Origin of the sequence: Shewanella sp. M16, assembly GCF_018224605.1 — a bacterium.
GTDB lineage: Bacteria > Pseudomonadota > Gammaproteobacteria > Enterobacterales > Shewanellaceae > Shewanella > Shewanella oncorhynchi.
Window position 1 is genome coordinate 33,688 of sequence record NZ_JAGTUL010000023.1, and the last position, 22,877, is coordinate 56,564.

At 43.5% G+C, this 22,877-nt stretch carries 23 protein-coding genes; 1 reads left to right on the plus strand and 22 read right to left on the minus strand.

Going from position 1 to position 22,877, the window contains the following annotated elements; translation table 11 throughout:
* Nucleotides 1-103: 103 nt before the first annotated feature.
* From KFE26_RS15495 to KFE26_RS15600, 22 genes are all read right to left on the minus strand, one after another.
* Nucleotides 104-1,447, minus strand: coding sequence for a sigma-54 dependent transcriptional regulator (locus KFE26_RS15495; protein ID WP_173243795.1), 1,344 nt, complete (start codon nucleotides 1,445-1,447; stop codon nucleotides 104-106).
* Nucleotides 1,440-2,522, minus strand: a complete 1,083-nt coding sequence (locus KFE26_RS15500) for a PAS domain-containing sensor histidine kinase (protein ID WP_212600931.1) — start codon at nucleotides 2,520-2,522, stop codon at nucleotides 1,440-1,442. The genes KFE26_RS15495 and KFE26_RS15500 overlap by 8 nt, the downstream gene beginning before the upstream one ends.
* Nucleotides 2,523-2,631: 109 nt before the next feature.
* On the minus strand, nucleotides 2,632-4,065 hold the full coding sequence (locus KFE26_RS15505) for a sigma-54 dependent transcriptional regulator (protein WP_283090761.1): 1,434 nt from the start codon (nucleotides 4,063-4,065) through the stop codon (nucleotides 2,632-2,634).
* A 287-nt stretch (nucleotides 4,066-4,352) separates the two neighbouring features.
* A complete protein-coding gene (gene fliS, locus KFE26_RS15510; RefSeq protein ID WP_212600932.1) occupies nucleotides 4,353-4,763 on the minus strand; it encodes a flagellar export chaperone FliS in 411 nt (136 codons plus the stop codon).
* A gap of 6 nt (nucleotides 4,764-4,769) precedes the next feature.
* Nucleotides 4,770-5,090, minus strand: coding sequence for a flagella biosynthesis chaperone for FliD, FliT (locus tag KFE26_RS15515; RefSeq protein ID WP_212600933.1), 321 nt, complete (start codon nucleotides 5,088-5,090; stop codon nucleotides 4,770-4,772).
* Nucleotides 5,091-5,120: 30 nt separating this feature from the next.
* Nucleotides 5,121-6,491 (minus strand): flagellar filament capping protein FliD, encoded by a 1,371-nt coding sequence (gene fliD / locus KFE26_RS15520; protein WP_131523082.1) that lies wholly within the window; start codon nucleotides 6,489-6,491, stop codon nucleotides 5,121-5,123.
* A gap of 33 nt (nucleotides 6,492-6,524) precedes the next feature.
* Entirely contained in the window at nucleotides 6,525-6,902 is a 378-nt protein-coding gene (locus KFE26_RS15525) for a flagellar protein FlaG (RefSeq protein WP_212600934.1), read from the minus strand.
* 140 nt (nucleotides 6,903-7,042) lie between these two features.
* Entirely contained in the window at nucleotides 7,043-7,861 is an 819-nt protein-coding gene (locus tag KFE26_RS15530; protein ID WP_212600935.1) for a flagellin, read from the minus strand.
* A gap of 258 nt (nucleotides 7,862-8,119) precedes the next feature.
* Nucleotides 8,120-8,941 carry a flagellin gene (locus tag KFE26_RS15535; RefSeq protein WP_212600936.1) on the minus strand — a complete coding sequence of 274 codons (822 nt, stop codon included), beginning with the start codon at nucleotides 8,939-8,941 and terminating at the stop codon, nucleotides 8,120-8,122.
* Between the two features lie 94 nt (nucleotides 8,942-9,035).
* Nucleotides 9,036-10,247 carry a flagellar hook-associated protein FlgL gene (gene flgL / locus KFE26_RS15540; protein WP_212600937.1) on the minus strand — a complete coding sequence of 404 codons (1,212 nt, stop codon included), beginning with the start codon at nucleotides 10,245-10,247 and terminating at the stop codon, nucleotides 9,036-9,038.
* An 11-nt stretch (nucleotides 10,248-10,258) separates the two neighbouring features.
* Nucleotides 10,259-12,184: a flagellar hook-associated protein FlgK gene (gene flgK, locus KFE26_RS15545; RefSeq protein WP_212600938.1), complete on the minus strand. Its 1,926-nt coding sequence runs from the start codon at nucleotides 12,182-12,184 to the stop codon at nucleotides 10,259-10,261.
* Between the two features lie 40 nt (nucleotides 12,185-12,224).
* Nucleotides 12,225-13,367: a flagellar assembly peptidoglycan hydrolase FlgJ gene (gene flgJ / locus KFE26_RS15550; RefSeq protein ID WP_028761202.1), complete on the minus strand. Its 1,143-nt coding sequence runs from the start codon at nucleotides 13,365-13,367 to the stop codon at nucleotides 12,225-12,227.
* 17 nt (nucleotides 13,368-13,384) lie between these two features.
* Nucleotides 13,385-14,476, minus strand: a complete 1,092-nt coding sequence (locus tag KFE26_RS15555; RefSeq protein ID WP_028761203.1) for a flagellar basal body P-ring protein FlgI — start codon at nucleotides 14,474-14,476, stop codon at nucleotides 13,385-13,387.
* 11 nt (nucleotides 14,477-14,487) lie between these two features.
* The gene (flgH, locus tag KFE26_RS15560) at nucleotides 14,488-15,162 is read right to left on the minus strand and encodes a flagellar basal body L-ring protein FlgH (protein ID WP_028761204.1); all 675 of its coding nucleotides are present in this window, start codon (nucleotides 15,160-15,162) and stop codon (nucleotides 14,488-14,490) included.
* An 11-nt stretch (nucleotides 15,163-15,173) separates the two neighbouring features.
* Entirely contained in the window at nucleotides 15,174-15,962 is a 789-nt protein-coding gene (flgG, locus tag KFE26_RS15565; protein WP_028761205.1) for a flagellar basal-body rod protein FlgG, read from the minus strand.
* 10 nt (nucleotides 15,963-15,972) lie between these two features.
* The gene (flgF, locus tag KFE26_RS15570) at nucleotides 15,973-16,716 is read right to left on the minus strand and encodes a flagellar basal-body rod protein FlgF (RefSeq protein WP_105251930.1); all 744 of its coding nucleotides are present in this window, start codon (nucleotides 16,714-16,716) and stop codon (nucleotides 15,973-15,975) included.
* Between the two features lie 172 nt (nucleotides 16,717-16,888).
* A complete protein-coding gene (gene flgE / locus KFE26_RS15575) occupies nucleotides 16,889-18,250 on the minus strand; it encodes a flagellar hook protein FlgE (RefSeq protein WP_105251929.1) in 1,362 nt (453 codons plus the stop codon).
* Nucleotides 18,251-18,332: 82 nt separating this feature from the next.
* On the minus strand, nucleotides 18,333-19,103 hold the full coding sequence (gene flgD / locus KFE26_RS15580; RefSeq protein ID WP_212600939.1) for a flagellar hook assembly protein FlgD: 771 nt from the start codon (nucleotides 19,101-19,103) through the stop codon (nucleotides 18,333-18,335).
* A gap of 24 nt (nucleotides 19,104-19,127) precedes the next feature.
* The gene (gene flgC / locus KFE26_RS15585) at nucleotides 19,128-19,544 is read right to left on the minus strand and encodes a flagellar basal body rod protein FlgC (protein ID WP_006085646.1); all 417 of its coding nucleotides are present in this window, start codon (nucleotides 19,542-19,544) and stop codon (nucleotides 19,128-19,130) included.
* A gap of 2 nt (nucleotides 19,545-19,546) precedes the next feature.
* Nucleotides 19,547-19,951 carry a flagellar basal body rod protein FlgB gene (flgB, locus tag KFE26_RS15590; RefSeq protein WP_113939454.1) on the minus strand — a complete coding sequence of 135 codons (405 nt, stop codon included), beginning with the start codon at nucleotides 19,949-19,951 and terminating at the stop codon, nucleotides 19,547-19,549.
* A 143-nt stretch (nucleotides 19,952-20,094) separates the two neighbouring features.
* Nucleotides 20,095-20,934 carry a protein-glutamate O-methyltransferase CheR gene (locus KFE26_RS15595; RefSeq protein WP_168824478.1) on the minus strand — a complete coding sequence of 280 codons (840 nt, stop codon included), beginning with the start codon at nucleotides 20,932-20,934 and terminating at the stop codon, nucleotides 20,095-20,097.
* A gap of 100 nt (nucleotides 20,935-21,034) precedes the next feature.
* Nucleotides 21,035-21,955 carry a chemotaxis protein CheV gene (locus KFE26_RS15600; protein ID WP_028761211.1) on the minus strand — a complete coding sequence of 307 codons (921 nt, stop codon included), beginning with the start codon at nucleotides 21,953-21,955 and terminating at the stop codon, nucleotides 21,035-21,037.
* Nucleotides 21,956-22,160: 205 nt separating this feature from the next.
* On the opposite strand from KFE26_RS15600, the gene flgA reads away from it, so the two are divergent.
* The gene (gene flgA / locus KFE26_RS15605; protein ID WP_212600940.1) at nucleotides 22,161-22,868 is read left to right on the plus strand and encodes a flagellar basal body P-ring formation chaperone FlgA; all 708 of its coding nucleotides are present in this window, start codon (nucleotides 22,161-22,163) and stop codon (nucleotides 22,866-22,868) included.
* Nucleotides 22,869-22,877: the final 9 nt, after the last annotated feature.

A 22,877-nucleotide genomic window follows, 5' to 3' on the forward strand; every position in this document is an offset into this window, starting at 1 on the left:
AAGGATTTTGGATGAAATGAGCCACTTTTGCAGTTGTGTGTTTTAATCAATACAGCCTCACACTCAATGTGGAGGCTGCGAGATGATAACTTGAATTTATAGACTAATTTGGCAGTTGGATCCCCATATCACGCATCCTTGCCATCTTGTATCTTAGGGTTCGTGCGCTAATTCCTAGCTTTTCGGCGACTAACTTACGACTTCCTTGGCATTGATTAAGGGTCTCTAAAATAATCACATGTTCTTGAGCTTTGAGCTCTTCACCTAAACCGTCTGGCTCAGAAGAAAATGGTTCTAGATCTTCACCGCTTAAAATCACATCCTGCGCATCGATAATAATGTCATTGGCGGTGATCAATTGACCGGCTCTTAATATCAAAGCACGCTGGATCACATTGTCGAGTTCACGTACGTTCCCTGGCCAGCGATGACTCAATAAACGTCGACGCGCATTCTCATCCAACTCAGGCACATCGGCAACATTCAATGCCTTAGCATGTTTAGCCAGTAAATGACGCGCAAGAGGTAAAATATCTGCAGGACGTTGACTTAACGCAGGCCAAGCTAAAGGAAATACGTTAATTCGATAGTAGAGATCCTCCCTAAATCCGCCAGCTGCGACCACTGCCTTTAAATCACGATTGGATGTGGCAAGCACGCGCACATCCAATTTAATGGTTTTACGGCCACCTAAACGCTCAACTTCACGCTCTTGCAAAACCCGCAACAACTTAGCTTGTAAGCCTAAATCCATCTCAGAGATTTCATCGAGCAGCAAAGTGCCACCTTGAGCCTGCTCAAATTTCCCCGGACACGCTTGATAAGCCCCCGTAAATGCACCCTTTTCATAACCAAAAAGGGTGGCTTCGAGCATGTTCTCAGGAATAGCGGCACAGTTAATGGCCACAAAGGCTTGATTAGCACGGCTACTGTGTTGATGAATATAACGGGCCAAAACCTCTTTACCCGAACCGCTAGGACCTAAGATCATGACAGAGGCATCGGAGGCGGCAACCCGTTGAGCAAGTGCTAATAAGGCTAAACTTTTTTCATCAGCGACGACGGGCTGATCCACATTTTGTTTTAATGGCAAATAGCGTGAGACTTGATTGAGTAACACTTCTGGTGCAAAAGGTTTGGCTAAATAATCAACAGCGCCTAATTTTATAGCGTTCACCGCGCTACCAATAGTCGCGTAGGCCGTCATCAACAGCACTGGCAACTTAGGATGATGCTGCTGCAGGTAGTTCAATAAACCTAAACCACCAATACCTTGCATCTGCACATCGCTAATAACTAAATCAAACTGATGTTGTTTCAAGGCTAAAATAGCGTCTTCACCGGAGGCAACATCAACACACTCATACTGAGCCAGCATTAAAGTATCCAACAAGGCTTCACGTAATGAAGCATCATCCTCAACGAGCAATAACTTTGCTTCAGACATGGGTAATCTCCAAAGGTAATATCACCGCGGATTTAGCCCGAGGGAATACTAAAGACACAGTACAGCCTTTATTCGGTAAACAACTGAGTTGCAGTTGTCCTCCATGATTGCGCACCACAGATTGCACAACGGCTAACCCAAGCCCAGTTCCCTGCGACTTAGTCGTAAAGAAAGGTTCAAATACCTTCTGCTGCATAGTGGCGTCTAAGCCTTTGCCATTATCGATTACATCTAATAATAACCGTTCGCCCTCTTCCTTCGCTTGGATACGAATTTCAGTTGCTCCGGCTTCTATGCTGTTCATGACTAAATTATTAATCGCCGAGCTTAATGCATTGGAATTAGCTAACATCGAGCTGCTTGATGCATCATCAAATGACAAGTCACAGCCTTGCTTTGCCGCTATCGGCTCACAATTTGCCAAAACATTGTCGATAACCTCAGCCAACGAGATTAGCTCTCCAAGTTCATCCTGACGGCCTTTCGCCATCAATAGCATGTCGTTAACCTGCCGCTCGAGTTCATTGAGTCTATCAACAAGTTTTTGTTGGAATTTAGCTTTAGCGGCATCGGATAACTTAGGACTCGCAAGGTTTGAAGCGTATAACAAAGCGGCTGATAAAGGCGTGCGCACCTGATGAGCCAAAGTTGCTACCATCTTGCCCAGTGCAGATAAACGTTGTAGATGGGAGATATTTTTCTGTAATAACCGAGTTTCAGTCAGATCAGTTAACACAATTAATTGACCAGGCTCTGGCGTGAGTGGCGTTATCGCTAACTTAACTCGGCGGCCATTACGCAGTGACACTTCGTGGCCATCATCGTCCTGTGGCGCAAAGGCACTGTGGATCACATCAATCCAGCGAACGCCACATAAGGAGCGCTCAAGTAATTCAACTGCTACCGGATTAGCATCCGTGACTATACCGTCGCCATTGATAATCACCACGCCGGATGGCATAGCCTGTAAAATATGCTCCATTCGATTGGACATATTCGCGGCCTCACGCAGTTGGTTCCATTGTTTGCTAGTGTGCTTGAATGACTCAATTTGCGCTAGTGGGTTGGCTGACATAGTCACTCCGTCAAAAAATTGCTTATGACGGGGTGACTGCAGTATCTATGCCAAATTGGAAATTGAACTTTAGAGGTTAAAATAACTTATATAACAATAAAATAGAAAACTAATCTTTTGTCATTCCGTACTTACGCATTTTTTCTACAAGCGTTGTACGGCGTATTCCAAGCATTTCAGCAGCGCGAGCTACGACATTATCTTGTAGCTCTAGCGCCTGACGTATCATGTCTATTTCTAGTTCTGCTAACAAATCCTTAAGGTTCACACCTTCAGGCGGCAGCTCACTAGGGAAACGCGTTTCAGGGATTTCAACCGGCTCTTCATCGCTAAAGATAGAAGCTAAAGCATCACGTTCCTGTTGCTCTTCACTCATCTCTACACAATATTCGGGCACATCGATATGGCGATATTTGACAGGTAAATCGTTAACATCGACCAGTCCACCCGGATATAAAATGGTGAGGCGTTCGACTAAATTAGACAGCTCGCGCACGTTGCCCGACCAAGCATGTTCTTTCAGCGACTCTATCGCACGCTGCGTAAAACGCACCTTACCACGGCCTTCGTTATAGACTCGGCTAACTAACTCTTGTAATAGCAAAGGCACATCGTCCTTGCGATCACACAACGCGGGCATTTCAATCGGGAATACGTTTAGGCGGTAATAAAGATCCTCACGGAACTCATTAACGCTGATCATGGTTTCTAAATCTCTATGTGTCGCAGCAACTACGCGTACATCAGCATTAATAGTCTTAGTACCACCAACGCGCTCAAATACCCGCTCTTGCAGCACACGGAGTAATTTCACTTGCATTTGTAGTGGCATGTCTCCTATTTCATCGAGAAATAGTGTACCACCTTCAGCTAATTCAAAACGGCCTTTACGAGAACAGATTGCCCCAGTAAATGACCCCTTTTCATGACCAAATAGCTCACTCTCTAATAACTCAGGCGGTATAGCGCCACAGTTAACAGGGATAAAAGGGCCGTCACGGCGCTCAGACAAATAATGGATATTACGTGCGACTACTTCTTTACCTGTACCCGATTGACCCAGAACAAGCACGGTTGCCTCAGATGTTGCTACTTGATTTATCAAGTGCCTCACATTCGCAATACCATCACTGCGTCCCACTAAGCTTCGGAATAACTTTGTTTGATTCGCACTAGTAGGGACTTGAGGCCGTTTAACTTGACCGAATACTTGGCAAAAGTGTAATAATTCAGTGAGCTGAGGATACGTTAAAGGTTCTTCTATATGTCCAAGAATATTAGACACTTGCAGATTGTCAACATTGCCAAGCAACAGCATAGGTTGCCATGGATGTTGACCTGCGATGTTTTTAAGCCCATCAGCATCCATAACATCAGTTAGGATAACTAAAGCTCGAAAACGGGTATCTTGGAGGCTAGCACTTAATTTTTCGGTGTCAATTTGTACAAATTGCTCACCTAAAAAATCCAAAATGCAACACAGGCGATTTAATCGCTCTGATGGAGGGCCGATAAGTAAAATTCGTTGATCTGTTTGCATCATTCAGTAGGCCGTAAAGCTCTAATATGTATTAATTCGCATTAATTATTTATGATTAGTTGCTGTAAAAGCTTAACAAATTCAATGTAACAATCTGTGCCACCATCACTACTTGTGATGAATATTGTATTATCAGCAGACGAGAAGCAAGCCTCAGATGAGGTTTATGCCAAACTGAATTGATTTTAGTTCATTTACATCATGATTCTAGTCTAAAACGTCAATACTTTGACTTTTAGCCAAAAAAAAGACGCAACCAGTGCGTCTATTTTTAATCACGAAATAAGATATTAACCCGCTTCAGAATGTGCAGAAATATTATGTTTATCTGCAGGAATTGCATCCCAACCTTCTTTGATAGTACGTAAAATATCACATACATCATCAATCGCTTTCACATCATTATTTAGGTTAGCTTCAGAAATTCTACGCAACATAAAGTCATATAAATCACTCAAATTTCTAGCTATCTGGCCACCAGCATCCATATCTAAGCTATTGTTTAAACCAGTAATAATTCCAATAGCTTTGCCAATGTACATACCTTTATTAGACAAGTCATTTTGTTCAATCGCAAGACGACTTTGTGCTAAACGTTGTAGTGCCCCCGCAAACATAAGCTGAATAATACGATGTGGTGACGCAACAGTAATTTCACTCTCTAAAGACACCTTACGATACGATTGCAGTGATCCTCTCATAAACACCTACCTGTTTAAATCTATAGTCTCATAAACACTAATCTGGCGCTTATTCTTATTACCTGCATGTAATAATGCTTGCCTATCTGCCATAACAACACTTGCTTTACTTGTGTACTCTTGAGTAAGTTCAAGCTGATGTTGAAGATAATCAACATCTGTCATATTAGCATCAGCCACTAATACATTGAGTAAAATTTGACGCTCTCCAACCAGTACTTGCAAGTTCGACACCAACTCGTCAGATTGAGGCTCTTCAGCAGGAAGCTGAGTCAGTTTATTTAAATGTTCACTCAAAAGGACATTAAGCTCATCGAGTTGTTTCACTTATACTCCCCTTACTCATTTATAATTTCACTATCGTTTTTTAACAGCTCCAGGAAGCGAATTCAAACGATCAACAAGACCACTGCTCTGCTGATTTAGTTTTCCAACGACAAGATCCATCGCATTAAATTGCTTCGTTAAACGGGCTGTTAGTTGATCCATTTTAAGCGTGAAAGCTTCTCTTCTATCTGTAAGCTGGCTTTGTTGATTAGTATATCCGGTTTGACGTGACGCAATTAATCCTCGAGACTTGACATAACTATCAGCAAGATCATTAAAGCGATTAGCAAGCCCTTTATCTGGTGTCGAGAATAATGCCTCAACACTGGCCATATCTTCAGAGATGACTTTATTAAGTTTAGTATCATCGACAGACAACTTACCATATCTATCTGTTTTTATACCAATATCATATAATGCTATCGAACTGCCGCTATCAGTTGGCACTCGTTCACTCGATATACTTCGGAGTTGCGATTCTATAGAACGGATCATAGAGTCGCCCTGTAATGCAGCTGCTGTTTTTTTCTCTTTATCATAAGACGACATTTTATCAACTGCAGTCGCTAAACTATTGTAGGCATCGACAAAAGCTTTCACATTTGTCTTTACTGCATCATCATCTTGTTCAATTTTTAACGTAGTCGTCTTAGAAACATCAGCATCAGTTAAGTTTAACGTCACCCCCGCAATAGCATTTTTAACTTCATTAGTTTGTGAGGTAACTTTCTGATTATCGATATAAACAACTGCATTTTTAGCATCTTGAAGCGTGGAGATATTACCAGCACCGAACATATCATTTAGTCCAGTTCCAGTCGTGTCATTAGCTGTAATACTAATTTGATTGTCTTCACCTGACTTATCTGAACTAAAAACCAATCGACTGCCTGCATCACTGGTAATAACGGTTGCAGTTACGCCCGCATTATCTGGGGATTCATTAACTTTTTTAGCAATCGCAGCAAGTGAATCGGTAGCCGAAACATCAATGGAGAAATTCTTACCATTGATACCAAAATCAAGGCTCCCTTCACCTACAGGTAATGCAGGATCTGCAACATTTTTTCCAGCAATTTTATGATTTACCGCAAGTTGCTCAACTTTAATACCATAGCTACCCGCTTGTGCGGTTTTGTCTGTTGTTGCTGACAAATAAGTTTGATTACTAACAGAAACCTTACGCAGATTGAGGGCATCGCCAGTTTGAAGTTTTTTTAAGGCATCTTGAAACGTAGACAACGCACTTTTTAAGGTTCCCATAGCAGAAACTTTTGCTTTGATGCTGTCTTCCGTTTTATTAAACATCGCTTCTTTCGGTGTTTTTTCGGCATCAACTAAAACTTGCACAATTTCACTAATTTTAAGGCCAGATCCCATGCCTGTTGCTGTTAATGCCATATAGACCTCTCAATCAAACGTACTTACAAATATTTATGCTTCTGTTTTCATCAAAAGCCCTGTGACTTCTGATAGTTTTTCTGCCAAGGCTAATGCTTCTTCACTCGGCATTTGTCTAATCACATCACCAGTATCTCGGTCAAGTACAGTCACAACAGCTTGTCCAGAGTTCTCATCAACCTTAAATGCTAAACCTTTACGCATCATAGACATCATATCAGACAACTCTGTGGCAACTTGAGCCAGCTTACTTGGATTCTGTTCATTTTTCGTTACATCTTGTTCCACAGCTTGTTCAATAGCCGTATTTCGCTTTAATTCAGCATCTAGAGCAGATGCTTTTAGCGGCGTTTGAGCTAAATCAACCTTACTGTGAAGCATAGAAGGTGAACTTGCTATATTGATATCCATAGCCATACCTCAGCAAATTTAGTAATAACTTTAAATGGTTACATTAAAATTACCCTATAAAACTACATCAACCTTTAAAGTGGCAAAGGGAGATCCGTCACCGAACCTCCCTTATCACTTTCTCACTATTCTGCTTTAAACTACAGCAGTGACAAGGCCACTTGAGGTAACTGGTTGGCTTGGGCCAACATTGCAGAACCCGTTTGTTGCAACACTTGGTTCTTGGTCATTTGTGATGTTTCTTTCGCGAAATCCACATCAACAATTCGGCTCTTCGCATCAGCAACGTTTGCTTGAGTATTCGCACTGTTACTGATGTTGTGTGCTAAACGGTTTTGAATCGCACCGAGTTCTGCGCGTTGTGCGTCAATGGTCTTAATCGCTGCATCAATTTTTGCTAATGAAGATGCACGATTAGCTGAAGTCGCATTAGTTAATGAACCAACTGATAATGACGTTTTATTACTCGTTTTTACAGTAACTTTAATGTCTTCATCGTTTTGTGCACCCACTTGGAAACTCTTACCAGCTGAGAACCCACCTGCTAATAGTTTAGTCGTACCAAAAGCCGTTGTTTTGCCAATCTCATCGATTTCATTAGCTAACTGAGTCATCTCAGCTTTTAGTGCCGTTAAGTCCGCAGAGCTGTTTGCACCGTTTTCAGACTGAACCGTTAAATCGCGCATACGTTGCAACATGTTAGTTTGTTCTTGCATCGCACCTTCAGCAATTTGTGCGATTGAAATGGCATCATTGGCATTACGCATGCCCACATCCAAACCGCGTACTTGGCTGTTTAGACGGTTAGAAATCGCTAAACCTGCGGCGTCGTCTTTTGCGCTGTTAATACGTAGACCACTGGATAAACGTTCCATCGATGTGGCCAAACCGCCTGCAGAAGTGTTTAGGTTTTTTTGTGCTTTTAAAGATGTGACGTTAGTGTTTACTGTAATGGCCATGATCGTTTCCTCTTTATACCTGGCTTATTTAACTAGCCTGTCTACTTTAAGCCAGGCGGGTGTTAGTGGTTACAGTATATTTAACGGCAGCACCTTTTTTATCTTTAGCACTATTTTAAAAAAAATAATGACTTTTTAAAAAGTGCTAATTTTTCATATAGATAAATATTTACCTCACAAAACGTTTTGCCTACTCTTTTGCTGTAACACAAAAGAAGCAAGCAAAAATACTCGCAGTGTCAATATAATAAACTTGGATTAGCCAAGTAAAGATAAGGCTACTTGAGGCAACTGGTTCGCCTGTGCCAACATGGCTGAGCCTGTTTGTTGTAACACTTGGTTCTTTGTCATGACTGAGGTTTCTTTGGCAAAATCCACATCCACAATCCGACTCTTCGCATCGGCAACGTTCGCCTGAGTATTGGCGCTGTTACTAATGTTATGCGCTAGACGATTCTGTACCGCACCTAGGTCGGCACGTTGGGCATCAATCGTTTTGATTGCGGCATCAATTTTTGCTAATGAAGATGCGCGGTTAGCTGAAGTAGCATTATTTAATGAACCAACTGATAATGACGTTTTATTACTGGCTTTAACCGTAACTTTAATGTCTTCATCGTTTTGTGCACCAACTTGGAAGGTTTTTCCGGCGGAAAACGTCCCCGTCAGCAACTTGGTCGTACCAAAGGCAGTAGACTTACCGATTTCATCGATTTCAATTGCTAACTGATCCATTTCAGCCTTTAAAGCGCCCAAGTCAGCAGAGCTGTTAGCACCGTTTTCAGACTGAATGGTCAAATCACGCATACGCTGCAACATATTGGTTTGCTCTTGCATCGCACCTTCGGCGATTTGAGCAATTGAAATCGCATCATTAGCATTTCGCATCCCCACTTCTAGACCGCGCACTTGACTATTCAAACGGTTAGAAATGGCTAGACCAGCGGCATCGTCTTTTGCACTGTTAATGCGTAGACCACTGGATAAACGTTCCATTGAGGTCGCTAAACCGCTACTGGAAGTATTTAAATTCTTTTGTGCCTTCATTGAAGTCACGTTGGTATTTACTGTAATAGCCATGTTGAGTTCCTCTTCCTAGTTATACCGCCAAGGCTTGGAGCTTGGCTAAATTTTTAACAATTTATCTTACAGATGGATAGGTACTTGCTTTCTGTTAAATAAAGTCGAACAGGGAAACAGAACCCACCTTACTAAACACGCTAGAGACTGCGTTCAATGCAAGCTGTTGCTTTTCAAATTCCGTAATCGCTGATGCATAATCGAGATCTTCCAAGAGTGATAGCGCTGATGAGTTCACTACTTTCTCCTCGGTATGAGTCTCTTTATAACTTTCGACAACTTTCAGATTATTCCCCGCCACACTTCTGGCAGAACTAATTTGATTGACGCCACTATCGATGTTATTCAATATCTGTGCCAACTGAGCTCGCCCTTGGGGAGTGTTGGCAGAATTAGGGTCTTCAATTAATGCAATCGCACTGCTGATCGTATCGAAAATACTGACTTCGGCCTGCGGCTCCATGGTGAAACTATCGCCAGCGCTGGGTTTTCCATCAATTTTAACTTCTATACCATTAAAACTAACGGGATTAGTGGCATCGAAGTTAGCTACGTTTGCGACGGGATTACTTGCAGAATCGAGCACTTGCAAGTTAGTACCACCGGCACCATTATCAGTGAAGTTAAATGTATATGTATCAGCCACATAAGTTGCAGCATCAGCAATTTTTGCTGTTTTAACGCTAAACTCACCCTGCTGGCTGGCCAAATAATTGACGCTATAATCACCAAGTCCATTGGGTGCTTTCATAAACGCGCTATCGCCAGGGATGTTTGTCCCCATGGCAACACCCGTTTGTACTAAACTATTTTTGACGCCAGAATCGCCGCTATACACTATTTTAGGCGGCGTCGAGTTATCAAAAGCAAAAGGTTCTTTATCGGTACTGAAACCAGAGAACATATAATTGCCAGATTCATCCTTACTATTCGCAATTGAGAGCAATTCTTCTAAGCTGCCTTTCATCTCTTCGGCAATCATTTGCCGCTCAGTTCCTGATAGTGTGCCGTTTATCGCTCGCATAACTTGCTCACGCATAGAGCCAGTTAAATCTTCAGCACTACCGAGTTTACTTTCTGCCACAGCAAGACGATTTGTCGCATAGTCAATATTTTTCATAAACTGATCGACGAGTGCATTTTTCTGATTCAGATTATCAATACCCTGTGACGCCACAGGATCATCACCAGCAGTATTGACTTTCTTACCACTGCTCAATTGGTCAAGAATTTTGCTGGTCGCCGTTTGCTTTTGCAGCACACTGGTAATGCTTTGATTAAAAATCTGCGCGGATGATAATCGCATAGTTAAATCTCCTAACGCACTGAGGATAATAAGGTGTCAAAAATCTGCTGTGCAGTCGTCATGATCCGCGCAGAGGCTTGATAGGCTTGCTGAAAACGCATTAAATTTGCTGCTTCTTCATCTAAGTTCACGCCCGACTCACTCTCTACTCGCGCATAAGCTTGTTGATACACGGCCTCTGCCGAACCAACACGCACTTCAGCCGCTTTCGTTTTACTGCCTACCTCGAGCTTAGTGTTCTCGAACACATCAGCTAGGGTCGACTTTCCCCCGTTCATCACCTTACTTTCGCTCAACTTAGCCATAGCGACAGCATTAGAGTTATTCCCCTCTGCGAAGGATAAATCGAAGGTAAATCTGTCATTGCCTGCAGCTGCTTTGCTGTCAACTTCAAAGGTAAAACCAAAAGCGCTAATACTCGGAGGCGTATAAGGGGCTGCAGCCCCAAGGGATGTTCCCGCGGCGTCAAATGCTTCATAGGTTGGAGGCACAACTGTGGTATCAAGCTTTATCGTCAACTCACTGCCCGTTACAGGGAAATTTGTGGCATTACGATTGCTAATTTGAGTCAACTTCACTTGGGTATTGCCAGAGTTAGCGGCATTTGCGGTAATCTTTGGTGATGCGGCGGCAATGCCTTTAGGGTCTTTCATGACCACTTCAATGCCATTTGAAGCACCCGCTGTCGGACGTATCGCAAAACGATCGCCAGACGCCATAGCGCCCGCTTTTATGTCAATTGAAAATCCAGATCCACCCGATAAAGTCGAGCCATTTAACGTCAGTGGCGTAATTGCCCCCGTTTTCGAATCTCTCAGTTCATAAGTTGCAGGCGCGGTAAATGACAGTTCGTAGGCACCACCAGTTAATAAACTGGTGTCATCTATGGTGACGCCTAACGTTGCATTACCCGTATTACCAGAAAAACCTGCTGCACGGCCCAAAGACATCATAGGATCGTTGATATCTTTGAAGATATTGGCACCAACTTGCCCATTGAGGTCAATACCTTGTGCTTGCATTTTATTGAAGTTATCAGCCACGCCCAAGGCTAATTGATCGAGCTCATGACCCGCGGGAATTAACGTTTGATCACGATAATCAAAAATGGCCCCTAACTGACCGCCAAGTTTACTCGGATCAACAGTGACACTTTGCGAACCAATACTTGAAGTCAATTGGAGCTCATTCGGAAATGGATCACCCGCTTGGATTCCCATCGTCATAGCAATTTCACCAGAAACCAACATCACTGAGCCACCAAGCATTACGCTCTTAGCACCATTTTCTAATGGAATAACATTCACTTGAGCGTACTGGCTTAACTCTTGAACAAGTGCATCTTGCTTATCAAGCAACTGCGCATCCTGATTCGGCGACTTCATTAACTCTAGGTTTAAATTTGCCAGTTCTGTACTGATCTCATTGATACGCTTAGTCATACCAGTGATCTGGTCATTGGTCTGATTAAGCTGGCCATTCAAATACGACTGCATCTGATTAAGACTGCTGGCAACTTGCTGTGCGTTTGTTAGGGTCGAACTCCGAATACCCAAATCTGCAGGCAAATCAGCCACACTATTCAGCCCCGAAAACAGGTCATTCAAGCTTTGTGGCACAACTTTACCTACCTGTGAAAACAGCTGATCTAGCTCACTCAATTTACCGTAGCTGGCTTCGGCGGCACTTAACGTTGTTTGGCCAATGCGTAACTCTCTTGCGGCATAGTCATTGTAGATACGCTTAACGTCATTAACGTAAGTTCCTGTGCCATAAAAACTACTACCAAAACGCTGCGATTCAAGAGTCGACTGGGTTGCCACTTGTCTGTGGTAACCAGCGGTATTGGCGTTAGCTATGTTATTACTGGTAACACCCAGTTGCGACTGGGAGGCAAGCACCCCAGTTCGCGCTATATTCAGTAGATCAACGGCCATTAGTTGACACTCCTATGAACAAACAGGGTTGTAAGATTCATCATTTGTCTTCTCCTGGCAGAATTGATTTCAGTTCTTCACTGATCGACTGCATCACTTTAATCACTTTTTCAGCGTATCGAGGATCAGTGGCATAACCCGCATCCTGCAAAGCTCGGATGAATTGAGTAGGGGAAGCGGCCACTTTTTTCGCATCTTGATAACGTTCACCTTCGGCAATGAAGGACACAAAATCGTTAAAGCTATGCTCGAAATCACTATAAACTCGGAAGTCAGCTTTTTGCTGGACAGCAACACCGTGCTCAAATTCTAAGGTACTGACGTTAGCCTTATCGCCTAACCAACGACGATCAGCTTTAATGTTGAATAGGTTATGACTCGGCGCACCGTTATTGCCGCGGACGATTTTTTGTCCCCAGCCAGTTTCCAGTGCCGATTGCGCCAATAATACTTCTGGTTGGGTACCTAATGTTTTTGCGGCTTTTTCAGCATGTGGATATAAGGTCGCTAAAAATTCTTCTCGACTACCGAACCTGACAATTTTTTGGGTTTCCCTAAATGCTGCCGTCGGCAAAACTTGGCCGCTAATCACAGGTTCTACCACTGAAAGTGATTGTTCACTCCAGCTCGGCTTAGGCGTATCGATAGCCAGTGAACGATTAGGCGCATCAATGTCCATTGATGAATTTGCATCTTCAGCTCTATCCGGTTCAAATACAGGCCGAGCAATAGCAGCCGGCACACCATGATTTACAACTGTGGGTTCAACCACTGGAGCGGCTGAACTCTGCATAGGCACATTAAGCGCTTTATCGTCGTGGAGCATTTTCATGCCACCATCGTCACGCAATACCGATGCAGGCGTGAAATGACTTGTTTCGGGAGAGAGTTGCTGCACCATCATATCGGCAAGGCCCAATACACCTTTGTCAGATAAATCGACCGATAACTGCTGATCGCGCATCTGCTCGTAAAACTGAGTGTATTGGCTATTGAGTGGACTATCAGACTGAAAAACCGCATTGGCATCGCGCATACTTTTCATCAGCATTTGCACGAAAATACCTTCAAATTGTTGGGCGACCTTTTTCAAGGCGCCCTTCTCATCTTTCTGAGCCTGGGCGCGGAGTGAATCTAGCCCGCCCAGGTCAAGAAAATGTGATGAACTTGAAAGCTTTTCCATGATTTTCCCGACAGAAATTAGATGATGATAAGTTCACCATGCAAAGCTCCTGCCACTTTTAATGCTTCAAGTATTGCTAACACATCTGAAGGGGCTGCACCGACTAAGTTAACCGCTCTAACCAGCTCATCCAGCGTAGTGCCTGGATTAAACATAAACATACGACGGTCACTTTCTGTCGCTGTGATCGTACTATTACTCGTGACGGTTGTTTGACCATTTGCCAACGCGTTAGGCTGCGAAACCTGTGTCGCCTCCGCAATAGTGACAGTCATGCCGCCATGGGTAATCGCCGCAGGGAGTAAGCGTACGTTTTGCCCAACCACTATGGTTCCAGTACGTGAATTAACGATCACTTTGGCAGATTCCTCTGCGGGAACAACATCAAGGTTTTCAAGCGTTGCTAAAAAGGAGACCCGTTGTGATACATCGCGTGGAGCCGTTACCTGAACAGACGTCGCATCTAAAGGACGCGCCATATCAGGACCTAATAGATCATTGATCGCATCGGCCATTCGCTGCGCAGTAGAGAAATCCGAACGACGTAGGTTAAACGTCAAATAATCGCCAGTTGAAAATGGGGTTGCTACACTACGCTCAACAATTGCGCCATTGGGTATACGACCTACAGTTGGCGTATTTTGAATCACCTTTGAACCATCTAAACCATCGGCACTAAAACCACTCACCACTAAACTACCTTGGGCTATGGCATACACATTACCATCTACCCCTTTCAAAAAGGTCTGTAATAAGGTGCCACCGCGTAAGCTTTTGGCTTCGCCTAAGCTAGATACCGTCACGTCAAGATCTTGACCAGGTTTGATAAAGGCAGGCATATCCGCATGTACGGCTACCACTGCAACGTTTTTAATTTTCGGTTTGACGTTGTCCGGGAGATTAATCCCAAAGTTTTTGAGCATAGTCATAAAGGTCTGCTCGGTATAACTGGTTTTTTCCCCCGTTCCCGGTAAACCGACCACTAAGCCATAACCAATCAACTGGTTACTACGCACACCTTGCACATTGGCAATATCTTTAATTCGTTCAGCCTGACTAGGTAGAGAAAACACTAGCATGGCAACGGCTAACACCAGTTTATATTTCATGATACGACTCCTTAGAAGGGCCACCAGTCGCTCATAAAGAACTGGCTTAACCAGCCCACTTTTTGAGCATCTGCGAAAGTGCCTGTGCCACTGTATTGGATACGGGCATTAGCCATTCGCGTTGAATCGACAGTGTTATCGGGTTTTATGTCCTGCGAGCGAACGAGACCAGTGACACGAATAAACTCATCACCATTATTAATTGAAATCCATTTTTCACCACGGATCACTAAACTGCCGTTGTTCAGCACTTGCATCACGTTTGCCGAGATGCTGCCATCTAGACTATTGCTCTGATCCGCATCCGATTCACGCTTAGTGTTCATACTATCTTTGTAACGCAAATCAATTGGCACTCCGCCAATGGACACATTACTACCACCTGCAAAGATGGGATCTAAGCTCATATCTGAGCCTTTTTTGATCTGATTGCCTGCACTCTTCTTAGCTTGAGTCGATTCCTTCAATACGATAGTGATAATGTCGCCAACTTTGTGGGCGCGTATATCCGAATACAAACTAGATGCTTGACTGTCTTGATAAATAGAGCCAGTTGCGGCAATTTTTGTCGGCGGCGCCTCTGGGTATACCGGCGCGTAAAAGGGATCATCCGCAAGGGGTTTCTTTTGCGTCGAGCTACAGGCTGCAAGCAATAACGCGACGGCCAACACAAGATATCTAGCCATGATGTTTGCCTCTATAAATTCTGAGTCACATAAGACAGCATCTGATCTACCGCTGAAATCACTTTGGAGTTCATCTCGTAAATACGCTGACTTTCGATAAGGTTAACCAGTTCCTCAGTCACGTTAACATTAGAGGTTTCTAAGGCGCCTTGACGAATCGCTCCCATGCCATCTAACGAAGCGGTACCTTGAATTGGCGTGCCGCTCGCACCGGTTTCCGTATATAAGTTTTGTCCCATAGGATCTAGACCCGATGGATTAATAAAATCCGTCATAGTCAACTGACCCACGACTTGGTTCTCAGCGGTACCCGGCGTTTTTACTGAAACTTCACCCTCTGCTGAAACGGTAATACTGGTCGCATTATCAGGAATAGTGATCGCGGGTTGTAGCAAATAGCCAGAACCTGGCGTCACAATCTGACCCGTATCGTCTAAGGTAAACTGACCATTTCGAGTATAAGCAGTGGTTCCATCAGGGAGCTGGATTTCAAAAAATCCAGGACCTTCAATCATGAGATCCAGTGAGTTATCCGTCGTCAGCATGTTACCCTGAGTAAACATTTTTTGAGTGGCGACGACTTTCGTACCCGCACCGATGTTTAATCCGTTGGGTAACTTAGTGTTAGAAGCACTAACACCACCCGCTTGGTTAACTGTTTGATAGAGTAAATCTTCAAATACTGCGCGGCTTTTTTTGTAGCCCACAGTGCTAGCGTTCGCTACGTTGTTTGAAATCACTGAAATATCAGTTTGCTGTGCGTCTAAGCCAGTTTTACTAATCCATAACGCCGGATGCATAATCTATCTCCTAACTAATACGCATTAATGAAGATGAAGCGCGATCATTCTCTTCCGCGGTTTTCATCATCTTGACTTGCAATTCAAACTGCCGCTGAAGATCAATTAAAGACACCATTTCATCAACAGGGTTAACATTACTGCCCTCTACGGCGCCACTTTCAACTGCGACGAAAGGGTCAGCTGGTGCAGGTTCACCTGACATTTGTCGAAATAATCCATCTTCACCACGCATCATCTGCGCATTGCCGGGATTGACTAACTTCAATCTCGCCACTTCTTCTATTACTTCAGCAGTCGCCCCTTGAGGGCGAACAGACACTATGCCATCCTGTGAAATTGACACTTTATCAATAGGTAATGGCAGCACTATCGGGCCAGCGTCCCCCATCACGGGATTGCCTCTGTCGTTATACAACATGCCCGTCGCATCGAAACTGAGACTACCGGAACGGGTATAAGCTTCACTGCCATCTTTCGCCTGAACGGCAAACCAGCCATCACCTTTAATGGCAACATCGAGATCCCGTCCAGTGGTTTTAATCGGACCAGAGCGAAAATTAGCTGACGGAGATTCTGTCATCGCAAACACCCTTGAAGGCAACCCTTCACCGAAGGCTTGCATCGATCTGGCCTGCGCCATATCTGATTTAAAACCATCGGTATTAGCATTGGCTAAGTTGTTCGCACGGAGTGCCAGCTCATTCATATTTTGCTTAGCGCCACTCATGGCGACATAAAGGAATTTGTCCACAGACTGCTCCGTCAAATTTTCTACATGACGATATCAAAGCAAGCATCGTGCCAATAAAAATTGATTTTAATTTACTGATAAAATTGAAGAATAAAGAAATGAAGTGAGTTGACGGCAGGATAAAGGCTAAGTGTTGCCACTGGCGGCAACACTTAGTTAAATAAAGTAATGATTAGCGGATTTGTAATACGGTTTGTTGCAGCGTGTTATTCACTTCAAGGGTACGGGAGTTCGCTTGGAAGTTACGCTGCGCCGAAATTAAATCGACCAGTTCAGTCGTTAAATCAATGTTAGATTGCTCTAACGCCGATGAACTGATGCTACCAAAAGTTCCACTATTTGCCTCACCCGCTAACGCTGGACCAGAGTTCAAACTAGCCTTCCACGACGTATTACCCACTTGCGTTAAACCTTGTTCGTTAGCAAAACGAACTAAAGCAACCCGTGCTAAAGGCACGGTTGAACCATTAGAATAACTCGCGGTCACTAAACCATCTTCACCGATTTCAACGTTAGTTAAGCGACCTACAGTTGTACCATCTTGCGTCAACTCAGTTGCACCAAAAGGAGCCGCATATTGCGTTGGGGCATTAAACTTCACAGTCAAATCTTGAGTACCATCGGCACCAGCCCCTAAAACACCCGCACCACTGACGCCCAAAGCCTCAGTCTTGACTATAGCAGGATCACTACCAGTGTAGACACCAACAGAATTAAACTTGAGGACAGAGCCTTTCCAACCACCAGCAGTTTGAGCCGTGCCCGTTGCATCAGGTGTACCATCTCCTGTGGTATCTGTTTGATAAGTACCAGCAGGACCAGCTAGATCGACTTGTTTTCCATCAACAGCATAGTAAGCCACCCAATTGTTCTCACCATTGTACGAACCATCTTTGGGCTTAACAAAATAAGTGGTCATAATATGTGGCTCACCGAGTGAGTCATAAATTGTCATTGATGTAACGTTATTGTAGGTTTTTGCATCTAAAGGATCGAATGCCGCGGGGTCGAGTGCACTTTCCTTAGCATTTAAGTTCATTTGTAAAGTAACATTCTCAGTCTTTACAGGGCTACCTGCAGTGTCTGGTATTTGTACCGGCTTAGCCGTCGTTAAACTCACTGATGTTGAGTTCCCATCTTTATCCACTGGGAAAGTTTGCAAATAATTACCAGCAGAATCAACCATGTAATTATTTTTATCGACCTTAAATGCTCCAGCACGGGTAAACGAGTGGTCTAATGTACCCAGTTCAGAGGCAGTAACAAAAAAGCCACCACCTTTAATCGCCATATCAAGGGAGTTATTCGTCAACTGTAAGCTACCTTGATGGAATTGCTGTGCCACTTGACTCGTAGCAACACCACCACCGACAGCAGTTTTAGCATTTGAAAAAATAGAATTAGCGTAAACATCCGCAAATTCAGCACGGGACTCTTTAAAGCCAATGGTGTTCGCATTAGCAATGTTATTCGCCGTAGTGTTTAAATCTTTCTGCGCGGCAGAAATGCCACTCAATGCAATGTTAAACGACATAATTCACCTCTACACTTGACTCAATTCATTTATGAGCAACTTACGCTCAATTCGGATACTGCAAAAATTCTTTTATGCAAACTTAGGTTTCAGACACAGCTAACACATCGGTTAACTTGATGCCCATACCGCCTCTCAAGTTAAGAATCGCGCCAGTACTGGCCGTACCGAGAGAAACGCTGGTCACATGAGCATAGGTCGAGACTGGCAATTCTTGGGATTTCCCATCCACTAAACCACTCGCCTTGATCGTATAGTTACCTGTGGTTACAGGGTTTCCATCTTTATCGAGGCCATCCCAGTTAACATCGACATTGCCCCCCTTACTGCCATCAACTTTAAAGGTGGTCACAACTTGGCCTTTCTCATCCTCAACACGTACAGTAACTTCAGGAATTTTAGCTGGCGTGCTAATCACACCTTTTATTGTTGGGCTTTCAGCTGAAATGTTACCTGTATCAGTTGGGATCAACACCTTGCGACCAACAAGTCCTGATGCCTGTAATGCTTGGCTTGATGTCATAACACCGTTTAAATTAACGATTTCCTTATTCAACTTAGTAATACCATCAACCGTCGAGAATGATGCCATCTGCGCAATCATTTGGTCGTTGTCGACGGGCTTAAAGGGATCTTGCATCGATAACTGTTGGCTTAATAACGAGAAAAAGTCATCTTGAGTTAACTGCTGGCTTTTTGCTTCCGGTACTATTGACTCTTTTGGCAAACGTATGCCATCAAGAAACGGATTACCCGTTGAGCTGGTTGATGAATTCGTCGTAACGGCATTTGGCTGACTCTTATTTTGAGCCGTCTGCGCCGACGCTTGGTTAATTTGATTAATGAGGCTCACAGCTTACCTCCTAAGTAACACATGTTATTTACCCATCCCAAGTGTTTGTTGCAGCATAGACTTAGCTGCTTCAGCGACTTGAACATTCATTTGATATGAGCGCGAAGCAGAAATCATATCTGCCATTTCTTCCATGACATTAACATTCGGTTTATAAATAAAGCCGTCCGCATCCGCCATTGGATGATCGGGCGAGTATTCTTTCAGTAGTGGTTTATCACTTTCTACAATGCCTTTTACAGCTACACCTTGAGAGGCTTGTTGCTGACTTTGGGCCTTAGCCATTTCGGCTTCAAAAATGGGATGACGAGAACGATAGGTCTTATCTACACTACTCGAGACGGAATCCGCGTTGGCTATGTTGCTCGCGGTGGTGTTTAGCCTGACCGATTGAGCAGACATTCCCGAGCCAGCAACATCAAATATGCTAAATAAACTCATGATTAATCCCCTCTCAACGCTTTCTTCATGCCACTAAACTTACTGTCTAAAAAACCTAGCGACATTTGATATTCAAGTGCATTTTGCATGAATGCCGATTGTTCCTGTTGGATATCAACAGTATTACCATCACCGGTATCGGGTTGATTTGGCACACGGAACTTAACAAATTGCCCAGTCAACTCCGCAAGCCCAAAATGCTTATCTGGCTCTTGCATTTCAAGACTATTTCGCTGCTGCTGTTGGCCTCGAGCGGCCTGCATTGCCGCAGAAAAATCAACATCGCGGGCTTTGTAATGTGGCGTATCTGCGTTAGCGATATTGCTTGAAATGACTTCAGCCCGCTGCGCTCTAATACCGAGAGTGTATTGATGCACACCCAGTGCATTATCAAAATTGATCGCCATAAAATTGCCTCCTCGTGTTCTCACGAAAATAAAGCAATTCATGTGCCAACATCAGGAAAATTTTGAGAATAACAACAAGGATGAGCAAGTGATGGGTAAAAAATTACCGACAATTGTCGGTAATTTTCTTTAGAGCGGCTGAGTTAAGTCTTTTTCTGGTAATAAATGCCAGGGTTACAACGAACCATATCAAACTCGTCCGTTAAACCAGCGATAGATTCTGATGCACCGAGAAATAAAATCCCTTTGGGATTGAGAGCGGCAGCGAATTGCCGCAAAATTTTTGCCTTTGCCTCTGGTGCAAAATAAATCAGCACATTGCGGCAAAAGATAATGTCGAACTTGCCAAGCAGACTATAACTCTCGAGTAAATTATGCGCTCTAAAGTTCACCAACCGCTTCACATTGTCCTTTAACTTCATATTGCCTGAAGGTAATGCATCAAAAAACTGACGCTTACGTTCTTCAGATAAACCACGCGCTAATGCCAAACTATCGTACTCGGCATTTTTGCAACGTTCCAACATGGAAGGAGATAAATCCGTTGCTTGAATAGAAGCACTACCAGCCAAGGCACCAGGCTTCTTCTGTTGATACTCAAGAATAGTCATAGCCAATGAGTATGGCTCTTGGCCTGACGAGCAAGCCGCAGACCAAATTTTAAGCGGACGCCCCAGACGACTGTATTCAGGTAGTAGGACATTATTCAACAACTCAAATGGATAACGATCACGGAACCAAAGGGTTTCATTGGTCGTCATAGCATCGATCACTTCAGCTCTGAGCGCACGCTCAGTAGGCTTCATCGAATGCTTAACCACATCAGATAAGGATGGCAGGTTATATTTGCCCATCAAAGGAGCAAGACGACTGCGCACAAGATATTGCTTATTTTCACCCAGTACGATGCCGCTGTGTTGCTCTAAGAACAACCTAAATTGATTATATTCAGCCTCAGCGAGTGATTTATTTGGCACATTCACATCCTAAATCCTATAGCAAGCACCAAAATCAGTGCGAAACCATCATGTTATAAAGTCGAGATTATAGCGTAAGGCGTATCTAGGTACTAACCTACATCAATTACAAACTTAAATGCTTATTCACAGCAGCGGCCAGTTCGTCGGGATTAAACTTAGCGATAAAGTCATTAGCCCCCACTTTTTGAACCATTGCCTGATTGAATACACCACTTAACGAAGTATGCAGTACCACTTTAATATGCTTAAGCTTAGGATCATCTCGGATTTCAGCGGTCAGGGTGTAGCCATCCATTTCAGGCATCTCAATATCAGAGATAATGAGGGGGATCTCATCGGCCACATTATCCATCTCTTTGGCGATCTCTTTAAGCTTATCTAATGCTTCGCGACCATCTTTTGCGGTATCAATTTGTAAATTCAATGACTCGAGTGAACGAATAATTTGTTTACGCGCCACGGCAGAATCATCAATAACCATAATATGGTAATGCTGAGTTCTGTCGAGGGTCAGTTTTTCATTGGCTTCTTCACTGATAGCCGTTTTAACCGGTGAAATCTCATCTAAGATTTTTTCCACATCGAGAATTTCAACTAATTCACCTTCAATTTCAGTCACAGCTGTCAGATAAGAATAACGGCCAGCACCTTGCGGCGGAGGCATAATCGCTTCCCAATTCATGTTAATGATCCGCTCAACAGAACTGACCAAGAAGCCTTGAACACTGCGGTTATATTCAGAAATAATGATGAAACAGTTTTCAGTGCTTGCTAAAGGTTTTCCCCCTGTTGCCGCACTCAAATCAATCACTGAAATGGTTGTTCCACGAATATGAGCAACACCCTTCACATAAGGATTAAGTTTAGGCAAAGTGGTCAGTGGTGGACACTGCAGTACTTCTTTCACCTTAAACACGTTAATCCCAAACCGTTGACGACCGTTTAATTTAAAAAGCAGCAATTCTAAACGGTTTTGTCCAACGAGCTGGGTTCGTTTGTTGACTGAATCAAGAATACTCGACATAACTCTGCCTTGTTGTTCTGTTTATGTTCGGCCCTATAACTCAGTTGAGTATAGGCATATTAATTGCTTACGTCTTATCTATCGATAAACATAGTCGAAACTGAGTCAATCTTCTGACAGTGATGCAAATTATTATTACAGTGGTCAGCTTCGAACTTAATAAAAGTATAGGTGCATTCTGGCGTTACAAGCTAGTCTCTTCATTATGAAAGTAAATTTAGTCTGTTTTTTTAGTCTTTTCACCCTCTTCATACCCGCTTTTGCGAGTGCAGAGCCTATTGTCCCCACCGTATCGGCAATCTCAGAATTAGCTAAAGCGCTTATTTCAGAAAAAATATCCGTTCCAGAAAATGCCAAAGTAAATATTTCGCCACAGATGGTTGACGCAAGAATGCTGCCGTCACAATGTTCGTCTCCAATGAAAGTTGAACTGGCTAGCGATAGGGAAATTAGCCGTAATAACACCTTAAAAGTCAGCTGCGATACACAAGACTTAGCTTACCCTTGGCAAATCTATATCTCGGTTCGGGTGGATATCTTATTCCCCGTTGTTGTCTCAACCGAAATCTTAGCACCAGGCGAACTCATCTCTCCTAGTCAAGTAGAAGTCCGTTACATTGAACAAAATAGCTTGAGAGGTGCCGAATTCGATGACCCGAGTAAATTGGCTGGCGTGCGAGTAAAACGACGAGTAGCAAAAGATAATCCCATATTAAGCAACAACTTATGCTTCGTTTGTAAAAGTGATTCGGTATCTATCTACGTTCGTTCTGGCTCATTCGAGCTCAAAACAGTGGGCGAAGCCCTACAAGATGGCAATAAAGGTGATCGGATCAGAGTCAAAAATAGCAGTTCAAACAAAGAACTAGATGCTATAGTCACAGGCATTGGCGAAGTTGAAGTAAGAATGTAAAATAATCTA